The organism is Cronobacter sp. HA18003 (assembly GCF_011605905.1).
Classification (GTDB): domain Bacteria; phylum Pseudomonadota; class Gammaproteobacteria; order Enterobacterales; family Enterobacteriaceae; genus Cronobacter; species Cronobacter sakazakii.
This window is the reverse complement of record NZ_JAANQO010000004.1, coordinates 14,131-26,360: the sequence shown is the minus strand read 5'-3', so window position 1 is coordinate 26,360 and position 12,230 is coordinate 14,131. Positions and strand designations below refer to the sequence as shown.

The following is a 12,230-nucleotide window of genomic DNA, read 5'->3' as shown; positions in this document are numbered from 1 at the left end:
GCCCACACAGATTGTCTGATAAATTGTTAAAGAGCGGTGCGACGCGGCATTCAGCCTGCTGTCGCGAGGTGGCGTATATTACGCTTTCCTCTTTCAGAGTCAACCCTTAATTTCAGGATTTTTCTCTCATCGCGCCGGTTATTTCGTGAAGTGCTTCACATTGCCGTCTCGATGGAGGCGCATTATAGGGATCTCAGTTTTCAGCACAACCCTTTTTTCGATCTTTTCTTTCAACTGCTGTTTTTTCATTCTTATTGCTGCGATCCCGCGCGATCTGCTCAACGAACAAACACATTTGCGCTTGCACAGCCGCCTGAATCCAACCAAAGTCTTCTTACGATTGATAAGAAACCGAGGCGACTATGTCTTCTTCTGTGTTACGTCCTTATAAAAATACCTTTCCCACCACAGGCCAGCGCGTGATGGTCGATAGCTCAAGCGTGGTGATTGGCGATGTGAGACTGGCTGATGATGTCGGCATCTGGCCGCTGGTAGTAATTCGGGGCGACGTTAATTACGTTGCGGTTGGCGCGCGCACCAATATTCAGGATGGCAGCGTATTGCACGTGACTCATAAATCTTCATACAACCCCGAGGGTAATCCACTGGTGATTGGGGAAGACGTTACCGTTGGGCATAAAGTGATGCTGCATGGCTGCACTATTGGCAATCGTGTACTGGTCGGTATGGGCTCGATCGTGCTTGACGGTGCCGTTATAGAAGATGACGTGATGATAGGGGCGGGAAGTCTGGTGCCGCAGAATAAGCGTCTGGAAAGCGGCTATCTTTATCTCGGCAGCCCGGTAAAACAGATTCGCCCGTTAAAAGATACCGAGCGCGAAGGGCTGCGCTACTCGGCGAACAACTATGTGAAGTGGAAAGATGAGTATCTGGCTCAGGAGAGCCAGACCCAACCCTGATCGTCTTCGGCCTGAGCAGCGATCAGCTGCTCAGCCTCTTCTTCCAGATCCCAACGGTGCTGACGAAAAGCGGCTATCCATTCTTCGGGCGACGTGCCTGAGAAGCGAGCCACCAGCACAGGCTGCGCAATAGCACAGGTAAGCACCATCCCACTGACCAGCGCCGGAAAACAAACGGCCTGCCGCTGTTCATCCCAGTGCTCGCGATCCGGGAACTGAATCGCCTGATTCATTGCGCCAGCTCCTGTCTGAGCTTATCAATAACGGGCACAACATTCGGCAGGACGCCATGCCAGAGCAGAACCGCGTGCGCCGCCTGCCCCACCAGCATCCCGATACCGTCAGCCAGTTGCGTTGCCCCCTGCGCCTGGCACCATGAAAGGAATGGCGTCAGCCCTTTCTGATAGAACATGTCATAGCACGCCGTTGTTTTACCGGGCAGCGAAGATGGAAGAGTCGGGATCTCGCCTTGAATCCCACTGGAAGTGGCATTAATAATGAGATCGAACTCATGGCCAACCAGATCCGCAAGCGCGACGGCGTTAACGTTGCCGGTATGACTAAAGAGCGTTGCGAGTTCCTGCGCGCGGGCAAAAGTGCGGTTAGTAATAGTTACCGCGCAATCCAGCGACAGCAGAGGCAACAAGACGCCCCGCGCTGCGCCGCCAGCGCCCACCAGCAGGATCCGGTAACGCGGCTGGATCATACCGAGACGTTCCAGATCGCTTAAAAGCCCAATACCATCCGTATTGTCGCCCAGTAAACGACCATCTTCGAGCCGTTTCAGCGTATTAACCGCACCGGCAAGCGCCGCTCTTTCCGTCAGTTCATCGGCACGAGCAAACGCCTGTTCTTTAAAAGGCACCGTCACGTTTGCGCCTTTACCGCCTGCGCTGAAGAAGTCCTCCAGCGTCTTCACAAAATCATCGAGCGGTGCCAGCACGCGGCCATACGGATGCTCAATCTGTAACTGCTGCGCAAACTGCTGGTGAATAAACGGCGATTTACTGTGCGAGACAGGATTACCAAAAACAGCGTAGGTTTCCATGCGTTACCCCTGTCGGAAAAGTTCACCCGTCAGCGCATCACGGATCTCGGAAGGATTCTGGCGACCACCTGTTGCGCCATGCAGCACAGGAAAATCATCACCGAACTGCGCCAGCACTTCCTGCGCCGTGCGGCATGGCTCAAGCCCGGAGAGATTCGCGCTGGTTGAAACCAGCGGCTTGCCAAAGGCTTCGCAAAGCGCAATCACCTGAGGATGATTCGTGACGCGCACCGCGAGCGAGTCAAAACGGCCTGTCAGCCAGCGTGGCGTCGACGGTTTCGCCGGGAAAACAAACGTCACTGGCCCTGGCCAGCGGGCGAACACCGCCTCACGCTGTTCTGCCGTTAATGCGGCGTCATCTATATAAGGCTTAAGTTGATCAAAATTCGCCGCAATCAGGATGAGTCCTTTTTCCATCGGGCGTTGCTTTAATTCAAGCAGGCGTTTTACAGCGGTTTCGCTGTCGGGATCGCACCCGACGCCAAATACGGCTTCAGTTGGATAAGCGATGACTTGTTCTTTTTTAAGGACGTCGACGATAAACGATATCGCGTCCGCAGGCTGATTATTCTTCACTGTCTTTTTCCGCCGTTACCGGCTTTCCACATTGTTTACTGGCGCAAAAGCGTTTTATGCCCTGCGCGGTTTTCTTTTCGGTAAGGAGGGGATAATGGCATTCCGGGCACTCGCCCGCCACCGGTCTGGTATTAATCACAAACTGGCATTCCGGAAAGCGATCGCAGGAATAGAAGGTTTTGCCAAAACGCGACCGACGCTGAACCAGATGACCGTCGCTACACTGCGGGCAGCGCAATGCGGTTTCGTCAGGTTTGTCGATTTGCTCGGTATGTTCGCATTCAGGATAACGGCTGCAGCCGATAAACATCCCAAAACGCCCCTGTCGTAGCACCAGCGTCGCATCACATGCCGGGCATTGCTGACCTTCGAGCACTTTGACAATATGACCGTCCGCCTGGCTTTTCAGCGGGCGAACGTAATCACACTCAGGATAATGCGAACATCCCAGGAAAGGACCATGCTTCCCGGAACGGATAAGAAGTTCAGCCCCGCATTTTGGGCAGGGCTCGTGTTTGGGCACTGAAAAGAGTGCTGACCTTGCCATAATTCACCACTGCGCTGAAAATATCAGTGCAGCATACCGTCATTCACTTCAAAGAGCAGTTCTTCCATTTGTTGATAGGCGTTTTCACATCCGGGGATGTTAAACAGCACCATCAGGATGACCCACTTGAGATCTTCTAAATCAAACTCGGCAGTATCCAGCGCCATGACGCGTTCGATAACCATTTCACGAGTTTCGAGATTCAGCACCTGAATTTGTTCCAGAAACAGCAGGAACCCCCGACAGCTGGCGTCCAGCCGCTGGCACTCCTCTGCGGTATAAATACGCATCGAGAGTGGATCCGACGCCAGTTGCATCGGCGCGGAAAGACCATCCTGATAATCCGCCAGCTTTTCCAGCCATAACAGCGCATTAAAGATATCTTCCTGATCAAAACCCGCATCCGTCAGGTCCCGCGTCAGCTTATCCTGGTCAACGCGCATCTCAGCTTCGTTATGGATATAGGTTTCAAACAAATACATTAGTACGTCGAACATGGCCTGCCCTCCTCACTCGGACATAGCCGCCGGGTACAGCTGCGATCCATCCTGCTAACTCCAGTTCGAGTAGCTGGGCTACCGTCAATGGCACAGGTTGGCCGGCACGTTCAGCGACGACGTCAACAGGTGTAACCTCATCTCCTACGTTAGCCAACAGCTCGGGAAATGGCAATGCACCTTCCTCTTGATCCGGTGAATAATTCGCAGTCGTGAGCCAGGGCAGCTCATTTTGTAAATAATCGATAATGTCCTGAGGATGCGTAACGGCGACAGCGCCTTGCTGAATCAGCCAGTGCGGGCCTTCACAACCGGGATTACCAACAGGCCCAGGGAGCGCGAAAACCTCCCGGCCTTGTTCCAGCGCGCACCGGGCCGTGACCAGCGAGCCGCTGCGCAACGCCGCCTCGACCACCAGCACGCCAACGCTTAAGCCACTAATAATGCGATTACGTCTCGGGAAATGCGCCGGGCGCGGCTGCGCCTCAAAAGGAAACTCGGACACCAGGGCCCCGCCCCGTTCTACGATCTCCTCCGCCAGTTTACGGTGGCGCGTCGGATAAACCTGCGCAAGGCCATTGCCCAGCACCGCGATGGTTTTTCCCTGCGCCTTCAGCGCGCTGCGATGCGCAACAGCGTCTATGCCTAGGGCAAGCCCGCTGGTTAAGACGAGGCCGCTTTCCGCCAGCGCATAGCAGAGTTTGCTTCCCCATTGTTCGCCATACCACGAATGATGACGGCTCCCGACGACGGCCAGTTGCGGGCGGGACAGCGCCCTGGGATCGCCTGCCACCAGCAACGCGCCAGGAAACCACTCGATCGCGCTCAGAGCAACGGGATATTCAGGCGATAGCGCGGTAAGCAGATGATGCTCCGGCATTTCAAGCCAGCGCAGAGCAGCCTCAAGCTTGGCCTGCGGGTAATTAAAAAAGAGTGCCCGTTGCTTACTATTAAGCCCCGCCAGCCGTAAGGCATCCGTGGGATCGCCGGGTATATTTTGCAGGCACTGGAAAGCCCGAACCATAACTTCGCCGCCGAGGCTGTACACCGCCATCAGGCGTAACCAAATCTCCGTTGGTGACATCGCGCTATCCCCCGCCAGACGCCATTCTCTAATCCCTGTGATTCTTTGCTGATGCTGTCAATCAAAGGGGGATTTGTCTAGAATAGAAGGTAAGATCCTTTCAACTCTTGAATACAGCTCTGGAAATTTATGTCAGTTTTGCAGGTATTACATATTCCGGACGAGCGGCTTCGCATCGTCGCTGAACCGGTTAAAGAAGTTAATGCAGATATTCAGCGTATCGTTGATGATATGTTCGACACGATGTACGCCGAAGAAGGCATTGGGCTTGCCGCAACGCAGGTGGATATTCATCAGCGCATTATCGTGATTGATGTTTCTGAAAACCGCGATGAGCGCCTGGTGCTTATCAACCCGGAGCTGCTCGAACAGTCCGGCGAAACCGGCATCGAAGAAGGTTGCCTGTCTATTCCGGAACAACGCGCTTTTGTACCGCGTGCCGAGAAAGTCAAAATCCGCGCGCTTGACCGCGACGGTAAATCTTTTGAACTGGAAGCCGACGGCCTGCTGGCCATCTGCATTCAGCATGAAATGGATCATCTGGTCGGTAAATTGTTTATCGATTATCTGTCGCCGATGAAGCGTCAGCGTATTCGCCAGAAAGTTGAAAAACTGGATCGCATGAAGGCGAAAGCCGCAGGTTAAATAAAGACAGGGAATAACGTGTCCGAGTCACTTCGCATTATTTTCGCCGGTACGCCGGATTTCGCAGCGCGTCATCTCGACGCGCTGTTGTCCTCTTCGCATCAGGTGGTCGGCGTGTTCACTCAGCCAGACCGCCCGGCGGGCCGTGGCAAAAAGCTGATGCCCGGGCCGGTAAAAGTGCTGGCACAGGAAAACGACATTCCGGTCTTTCAGCCGAAATCCCTGCGCTCTGCGGAGAACCAGGAGCTTGTGGCCGCGCTGAATGCCGATGTCATGGTGGTCGTCGCTTACGGTTTGATCCTTCCGGAAGCAGTGCTCTCCATGCCTCGCCTGGGTTGTATTAACGTACACGGCTCGTTGCTTCCACGCTGGCGCGGTGCGGCACCTATTCAGCGCTCACTATGGGCGGGCGATGCCGAAACCGGCGTGACCATCATGCAGATGGATAAAGGACTCGATACCGGCGACATGTTGCGCAAGCTCTCCTGCCCGATTACGGCCGACGACACCAGCGCCTCGCTGTATGACAAGCTGGCACAGCTCGGCCCGCAGGGGCTGCTCGCCACGCTTGAGGATTTGGCAGCGGGCCGCGCAGTTCCTGAAAAGCAGGATGATGCCCAGGCGACGTATGCGGACAAGCTCAGTAAAGAAGAGGCACGCCTCGACTGGACGCTTTCTGCAGCTCAGCTTGAACGCTGTATCCGTGCGTTTAACCCCTGGCCGGTCAGCTTTTTCATGATTGATGAGCAGCCTGTCAAAGTCTGGAAGGCGTCAGTTATCCGTCAGCAGAGCCATGCAACGCCTGGCACTATACTTGATGCCGGTAAACAGGGTATCCAGGTCGCGACGACGGACGGCATCCTTAATCTGGAATCACTCCAGCCTGCCGGTAAAAAACCGATGTCAGCGCAGGATCTTTTAAACTCCCGCCGGGAGTGGTTTACGCCAGGCGCCATTCTCGCCTGAGTGTCGGCATTAACAGCCCGGTTTTCCGGGCCTTTTTATTTCAGACGCAGGTTAACCTGCCCGTGGCTATGAAAAAATCCATTAATCTCCGCAGTCTGGCGGCGCAGGCTATCGAACAGGTAGTCGAAAAAGGCCAGTCCCTCAGTACCGTTCTGCCGCCGCTCCAGCATAAAGTCTCTGATAAAGACAAAGCGCTTTTGCAGGAACTCTGTTTCGGCGTGCTTCGCACGCTCTCGCAGCTCGAATGGCTTATCAATAAACTGATGTCACGCCCGATGACGGGTAAGCAACGCACCATTCATTATCTGATTATGGTGGGCTTGTATCAGCTTCTTTATACGCGTATTCCGCCGCACGCGGCGCTGGCTGAGACGGTAGAAGGCGCAGTCGCTATCAAGCGCATGCAGTTTAAAGGGCTGATTAATGGTGTGCTGCGTCAGTTCCAGCGTCAGCAGGACGAACTGCTGGCTGAATTTTCCGGTCAGGATGCCCGCTGGTTACACCCGATGTGGTTGCTGAACAGGTTTCAAACTGCCTGGCCCCGAGAGTGGCAAGCCGTTGTGGAAGCCAATAACGAACGGCCACCGATGTGGCTGCGCGTCAACCGTCAACATCATTCCCGCGACGAATGGCTTAAGCTGCTGGAAGAAAACGGAATGACGGGGCATATCCACCCGCGTTACCCGGACGCCGTACGCCTTGATGCACCAGCGCCGGTGAGCGCGCTGCCTGGCTTTGAGCAGGGCTGGGTTACGGTGCAGGACGCCTCGGCACAGGGCTGCGTCGAATTGTTAGCACCGCAAAACGGTGAGACGATTCTCGATCTGTGCGCTGCACCTGGCGGTAAAACCACGCATATTCTGGAAGCCGCGCCGCAGGCCAGCGTAATGGCCGTCGATGTGGACGCCCAGCGTATTTCCCGCGTCTATGAAAACCTCAAACGCCTGAAGATGAAGGCCGACGTTAAAGTGGGTGATGGTCGTTTCCCGTCAACCTGGTGCGGCGAAACGCAATTCGACCGGATCCTTCTTGATGCGCCCTGCTCCGCCACCGGCGTTATCCGCCGCCACCCGGATATCAAATGGCTGCGCCGTGATTCTGATATCAATGAACTGGCGCAATTACAGTCTGAAATTCTCGACGCTATCTGGCCGCATCTGAAACCGGGCGGTACATTGCTGTATGCCACCTGTTCCGTTTTGCCGGAAGAAAACAGCGAACAGATACGGGCATTTTTATCCCGGACGCCGGATGCGCAGTTGGACGGTACGGGATCGACACAAACGCCCGGCATTCAGAATCTACCAGGCGCAACCGAAGGCGACGGCTTCTTTTACGCTACGCTAATTAAAAAGTAACCGGGCCCGCTGGCGGCCCCGCATGGGTGAAGCACAACAATGAAAATTATCATTTTGGGTGCCGGTCAGGTGGGCGGCACCCTGGCGGAAAACCTGGTGGGCGAGAATAACGACATTACCGTTGTCGATACCAACAGCGATCGCCTTCGCGTCCTTCAGGATAAGTTTGACCTGCGCGTCGTGCAGGGACACGGCTCCCATCCACGCGTTCTGCGTGAAGCCGGTGCCGATGACGCTGATATGCTGGTCGCGGTCACGAGCTCAGATGAAACTAATATGATTGCCTGTCAGGTGGCGTATTCGCTTTTCAATACGCCTAACCGCATCGCACGTATCCGCGCACCAGATTATGTTCGGGATGCCGAGCGCCTGTTCACCCCTGAAGCCGTGCCCATCGACCATCTGATCGCCCCGGAGCAGCTGGTCATTGATAATATTTACCGGCTGATTGAATATCCGGGCGCGCTGCAGGTAGTGAATTTCGCCGAAGGTAAAGTTAGTCTCGCGGTAGTGAAAGCTTATTATGGCGGGCCGCTGGTCGGCAATGCGCTGTCGACCATGCGCGAACATATGCCGCATATCGACACCCGCGTAGCCGCTATTTTTCGCCACGACCGGCCGATCAGACCGCAGGGTTCCACTATTGTGGAAGCAGGCGATGAAGTCTTTTTTATCGCCGCATCTCAGCATATCCGCGCCGTAATGAGCGAACTTCAGCGCCTTGAAAAGCCGTATAAACGTATCATGCTGGTCGGCGGCGGTAATATCGGCGCAGGGCTCGCGCAGCGGCTGGAAAAAGACTACAGCGTTAAGCTTATCGAACGCGATCAGCAACGCGCCGCGGAGCTTGCCGAGAAACTTCAGCATACGATCGTTTTTTATGGCGATGCGTCGGATCAGGAACTGCTCGCGGAAGAGCATATCGATCAGGTTGATCTTTTTATCGCCGTCACGAACGATGACGAAGCGAATATTATGTCCGCCATGCTTGCCAAACGTATGGGCGCTAAAAAAGTCATGGTGCTTATTCAGCGCCGCGCTTATGTGGATCTTGTTCAGGGAAGCGTGATCGACATTGCTATCTCGCCACAGCAAGCCACGATTTCTGCACTGCTTGGCCACGTGCGTAAAGCCGATATCGTCAGCGTATCCTCACTACGCCGCGGTGTGGCTGAAGCTATCGAAGCCGTGGCGCACGGCGACGAAACGACCTCAAGGGTTGTCGGGCGGGTCATTGATGATATTAAACTGCCGCCAGGCACTATCATTGGCGCCGTCGTGCGCGGTAATGATGTGATGATTGCCAATGACAATTTACGCATTGAGCAAGGCGATCACGTGATTATGTTCCTGACCGATAAAAAATTCGTTACGGATGTTGAGCGCCTGTTCCAGCCAAGCCCGTTCTTTTTATAATTATCTGGCGGCTGCGGCCGCCATCATTATTTCTGCACCCTATTATCCGCATTATTTTCATGGCTAAAAAGTAATTGGCAAAGCGGTGCGAAAATGGAAAATCATATTTCCTTTGTTAGACTTAGGTAGGCTTTGAAATCCAGGGAGTAGAAGAATGAGCTTTTTTAAAGAATTTCGTGAATTCGCGATGCGCGGAAATGTGGTGGATTTGGCAGTGGGTGTCATTATCGGTGCGGCTTTCGGTAAGATTGTCTCATCACTTGTTGCCGATATCATTATGCCGCCGCTGGGCTTATTGATTGGGGGTATCGACTTTAAGCAATTCGCTTTGACGTTACGTCCTGCTGTTGGCGATACGCCGGCGGTCATCATGCATTATGGCGTGTTTATTCAGAACGTATTCGACTTTGTCATCGTTGCCTTTGCTATTTTCCTGGCCATTAAGGTGATTAATAAATTACACCAGAAAAAACCGAAGGAAGCGCCGGGCCCCAGCAAAGAAGAAGTATTACTCACCGAAATCCGTGATTTGCTGAAACAACAGAACGAACATCGTCCTTAACCGTTCCTGAAAGCAGAAGGCCAGTGGTAAAAAAGCGATTTGCTTGTTTGCCACTGGCCTCCCAGTTACCTCTCTTACCGTGTTTCGCTTTACGCTGATAGCTGCCTTTCCCTTTTTGATTCTTTTCAACGCGCTGGCGAAACAGTGGATCATGTAGCAGGGCCTCAATCGCGTTATCCTGAATTTGCCCCTTCGTATGTTTGTATCGGTTCATTTATTGCTCCTATGGTAAATTCGCGGCAAGTGTAGGCTTGCTCAGAAAAAAGATCAATGTTGGCCGTTCTCTCCATTGGCGCCTTGCTCGAGTGTCTCCAGGATCGAGCAATAAACACTGCTGTGTGCCGTTCCGCAGCACGCATCATTTAGCTTTTGCAGCGAAGCGCGCATGTTTTGTAATTCCTGTATCCGGCTGTCCACCTCATGCAGCCGCGCCTGAACAATGCTTTTGGACTCCTGACAGGTGTGATGCTCAGGATCGATACGGATCGATAACAGCTCACGTATCGCCTCAAGCGTAAAGCCGAGCAGCCGCGCGTGTCTGATAAAGCGCAGGCGCCGTAAATCGTTTTCTGTATAGAGCCGGAAACCACCTTCGGTGCGGACTTCATGCTCCATCATCTTTTGTTTTTCATAGTAACGCACGGTGTCAGGCGTGACGTCAGCCAGACGAGCAAGCTCTCCGATACGGTACATTATTGCTCCTCCATTTTACTGGCGACGGCGCGGGCATAACTGCCATGTAAAAAGTCGGTGCTAAGCCCGGCCTGCTTTAACTTCAGTTCAAGTAACGTCAGTCTTTTACAAACGTGGTGGTAATCCGGATGTTGCTCGTTAATCTCCGCCAGCAGATCGTTAAGCATAAGCGCTTCTTTGCGCGCCTCAAGCTCGGGAGGAAGAAAGCCTGCATTTTTCAGCAGTCGGTAACCCACGCGTAGTTCCGGGGAAAGATGTGAATCGTCATCCAGCACTAACGGCTCGCCAGTACCGGGTAGATTGTCGAATTCGCCTTTTTGTTGGGCTTCCAGAATATGGCGCTCAGCCCACTGTTCCATTAACCACATAGCGGCCTCCTGGCAGGGAATGAGAAAGAAGAACGAGAATGAAGCATAGGCGATTGGCGCAAAGAACAACAGATATAAAAAAACCCGCCGAGGCGGGTTTTTTCACTTCACTGCAAATTACTCTGCAGCTGCTTCTGCTTGCGGCTCGGCGCGATCAACCAGCTCGATGTATGCCATCGGAGCGTTGTCACCAGCACGGAAGCCACACTTCAGAATGCGAGTGTAACCACCGGCACGGCTCGCGAAACGCGGGCCCAGCTCGTTAAACAGTTTTGCCACGATCTCGTTATCACGAGTGCGGGCGAATGCCAGACGACGATTAGCAACGCTATCAGTCTTGGCAAGAGTAATCAGCGGCTCAACTACGCGACGCAGCTCTTTCGCTTTCGGCAGGGTCGTCTTGATGATTTCATGACGAACCAGAGAACCTGCCATGTTGCGGAACATAGCCTGGCGATGGCTGCTGTTGCGGTTCAGTTGACGACCACTCTTACGATGGCGCATGACCTTATCCTTCTCAGTAAAACCTTAACCTGTGATCCGGTTACTCGTCAGCAATGCTTGCCGGTGGCCAGTTTTCCAGGCGCATGCCCAGAGACAGACCACGGGAGGCCAGCACGTCTTTAATCTCAGTAAGAGATTTTTTACCAAGGTTAGGCGTTTTGAGCAGCTCAACCTCGGTACGCTGTACCAGATCACCGATATAGTGGATAGCTTCTGCCTTAAGGCAGTTAGCAGAGCGGACAGTCAATTCCAGATCGTCAACAGGGCGCAGCAGGATCGGATCGAATTCTGGTTTCTCTTCTTTAACTTCCGGCTGACGTACATCACGTAAGTCAACGAAAGCTTCAAGTTGTTCAGCCAGAATGGTCGCCGCACGACGAATCGCCTCTTCAGGATCGATTGTGCCGTTGGTTTCCATTTCGATGACCAGCTTGTCCAGGTCGGTACGCTGTTCTACACGCGCTGCTTCAACATTGTAGGCGATACGTTCTACAGGGCTGTAGCAAGCGTCGACCAGCAGACGGCCGATTGGGCGCTCATCTTCTTCCGAATGAATTCGGGCAGACGCCGGCACATAACCACGACCGCGCTGAACTTTGATACGCATGCTGATAGATGCGTTTTCATCGGTCAGGTGGCAGATCACGTGCTGCGGCTTGACGATTTCGACATCACCGTCGTGGGTGATGTCGGCTGCGGTTACAGGGCCAATGCCAGATTTATTCAGAGTAAGTACGACTTCATCTTTACCCTGAACTCTCACCGCCAGCCCTTTCAGGTTGAGCAGGATTTCCAGGATATCTTCCTGAACGCCTTCTTTGGTGCTGTACTCGTGCAGTACACCATCAATCTCAACCTCGGTCACCGCGCAACCCGGCATCGATGAAAGCAGAATACGGCGCAGTGCGTTACCCAGAGTATGGCCAAAGCCACGCTCTAAAGGCTCAAGGGTCACCTTGGCGTGCGTCGAACTCACTTGCTCGATATCTACCAGGCGCGGTTTTAGAAACTCTGTCACAGAACCCTGCATTGTGTCCTCTCTTTGG

Annotated in this window: 17 protein-coding genes; 6 read left to right on the top strand and 11 right to left on the bottom strand. The window is 53.7% G+C overall.

Going from position 1 to position 12,230, the window contains the following annotated elements; all coding sequences use genetic code 11:
* Positions 1-362: 362 nt before the first annotated feature.
* On the top strand, positions 363-920 hold the full coding sequence (locus tag G6041_RS00700) for a gamma carbonic anhydrase family protein (protein WP_032989282.1): 558 nt from the start codon (positions 363-365) through the stop codon (positions 918-920).
* On the opposite strand, the gene G6041_RS00695 is transcribed toward G6041_RS00700, so the two are convergent.
* From G6041_RS00695 to dprA, 6 genes are read right to left on the bottom strand one after another with little or no spacing between them, the layout of a single operon-like run.
* Complete coding sequence (locus G6041_RS00695) at positions 896-1,153, bottom strand: DUF1488 domain-containing protein (RefSeq protein WP_004388638.1); 258 nt, start codon at positions 1,151-1,153, stop codon at positions 896-898. The genes G6041_RS00700 and G6041_RS00695 overlap by 25 nt on opposite strands.
* The gene (gene aroE, locus G6041_RS00690; RefSeq protein ID WP_012123593.1) at positions 1,150-1,968 is read right to left on the bottom strand and encodes a shikimate dehydrogenase; all 819 of its coding nucleotides are present in this window, start codon (positions 1,966-1,968) and stop codon (positions 1,150-1,152) included. Before aroE ends, G6041_RS00695 begins: the two co-directional genes overlap by 4 nt.
* Before the next feature lie 3 nt (positions 1,969-1,971).
* Positions 1,972-2,544 (bottom strand): L-threonylcarbamoyladenylate synthase type 1 TsaC, encoded by a 573-nt coding sequence (gene tsaC, locus G6041_RS00685; protein ID WP_012123592.1) that lies wholly within the window; start codon positions 2,542-2,544, stop codon positions 1,972-1,974.
* Positions 2,534-3,091 (bottom strand): DNA topoisomerase family protein, encoded by a 558-nt coding sequence (locus G6041_RS00680; protein ID WP_012123591.1) that lies wholly within the window; start codon positions 3,089-3,091, stop codon positions 2,534-2,536. The genes tsaC and G6041_RS00680 overlap by 11 nt, the downstream gene beginning before the upstream one ends.
* 23 nt (positions 3,092-3,114) lie before the next feature.
* Positions 3,115-3,588: a DUF494 family protein Smg gene (gene smg / locus G6041_RS00675; protein ID WP_004388634.1), complete on the bottom strand. Its 474-nt coding sequence runs from the start codon at positions 3,586-3,588 to the stop codon at positions 3,115-3,117.
* Positions 3,560-4,672 carry a DNA-protecting protein DprA gene (gene dprA / locus G6041_RS00670; RefSeq protein ID WP_012123589.1) on the bottom strand — a complete coding sequence of 371 codons (1,113 nt, stop codon included), beginning with the start codon at positions 4,670-4,672 and terminating at the stop codon, positions 3,560-3,562. The genes smg and dprA overlap by 29 nt, the downstream gene beginning before the upstream one ends.
* A 129-nt stretch (positions 4,673-4,801) precedes the next feature.
* Here dprA and def point away from each other — a divergent pair, with 129 nt between their 5' ends.
* The 5 genes from def (at position 4,802) to mscL (ending at position 9,619) form a co-directional block, all read left to right on the top strand.
* The gene (def, locus tag G6041_RS00665; RefSeq protein WP_007871495.1) at positions 4,802-5,317 is read left to right on the top strand and encodes a peptide deformylase; all 516 of its coding nucleotides are present in this window, start codon (positions 4,802-4,804) and stop codon (positions 5,315-5,317) included.
* 18 nt (positions 5,318-5,335) lie between these two features.
* Entirely contained in the window at positions 5,336-6,283 is a 948-nt protein-coding gene (gene fmt / locus G6041_RS00660; protein ID WP_012123588.1) for a methionyl-tRNA formyltransferase, read from the top strand.
* A gap of 68 nt (positions 6,284-6,351) precedes the next feature.
* On the top strand, positions 6,352-7,641 hold the full coding sequence (gene rsmB, locus G6041_RS00655) for a 16S rRNA (cytosine(967)-C(5))-methyltransferase RsmB (RefSeq protein ID WP_054628721.1): 1,290 nt from the start codon (positions 6,352-6,354) through the stop codon (positions 7,639-7,641).
* Positions 7,642-7,680: 39 nt separating this feature from the next.
* Positions 7,681-9,057 carry a Trk system potassium transporter TrkA gene (gene trkA / locus G6041_RS00650; RefSeq protein WP_004388629.1) on the top strand — a complete coding sequence of 459 codons (1,377 nt, stop codon included), beginning with the start codon at positions 7,681-7,683 and terminating at the stop codon, positions 9,055-9,057.
* Between the two features lie 154 nt (positions 9,058-9,211).
* Entirely contained in the window at positions 9,212-9,619 is a 408-nt protein-coding gene (mscL, locus tag G6041_RS00645) for a large-conductance mechanosensitive channel protein MscL (RefSeq protein WP_007778669.1), read from the top strand.
* Here the strand turns inward: mscL and G6041_RS00640 are convergent.
* The 5 genes from G6041_RS00640 to G6041_RS00620 form a co-directional block, all read right to left on the bottom strand.
* The gene (locus tag G6041_RS00640; protein ID WP_071817985.1) at positions 9,570-9,833 is read right to left on the bottom strand and encodes an alternative ribosome-rescue factor A; all 264 of its coding nucleotides are present in this window, start codon (positions 9,831-9,833) and stop codon (positions 9,570-9,572) included. The genes mscL and G6041_RS00640 overlap by 50 nt on opposite strands.
* 53 nt (positions 9,834-9,886) lie before the next feature.
* Positions 9,887-10,312, bottom strand: a complete 426-nt coding sequence (gene zntR / locus G6041_RS00635) for a Zn(2+)-responsive transcriptional regulator (RefSeq protein WP_012123586.1) — start codon at positions 10,310-10,312, stop codon at positions 9,887-9,889.
* Positions 10,312-10,680, bottom strand: coding sequence for a DUF1992 domain-containing protein (locus G6041_RS00630; RefSeq protein ID WP_041460346.1), 369 nt, complete (start codon positions 10,678-10,680; stop codon positions 10,312-10,314). Before G6041_RS00630 ends, zntR begins: the two co-directional genes overlap by 1 nt.
* A 117-nt stretch (positions 10,681-10,797) precedes the next feature.
* Positions 10,798-11,184 carry a 50S ribosomal protein L17 gene (gene rplQ / locus G6041_RS00625; protein WP_004388624.1) on the bottom strand — a complete coding sequence of 129 codons (387 nt, stop codon included), beginning with the start codon at positions 11,182-11,184 and terminating at the stop codon, positions 10,798-10,800.
* A gap of 40 nt (positions 11,185-11,224) precedes the next feature.
* Positions 11,225-12,214, bottom strand: a complete 990-nt coding sequence (locus G6041_RS00620; protein WP_004388623.1) for a DNA-directed RNA polymerase subunit alpha — start codon at positions 12,212-12,214, stop codon at positions 11,225-11,227.
* Positions 12,215-12,230 lie beyond the last annotated feature (16 nt).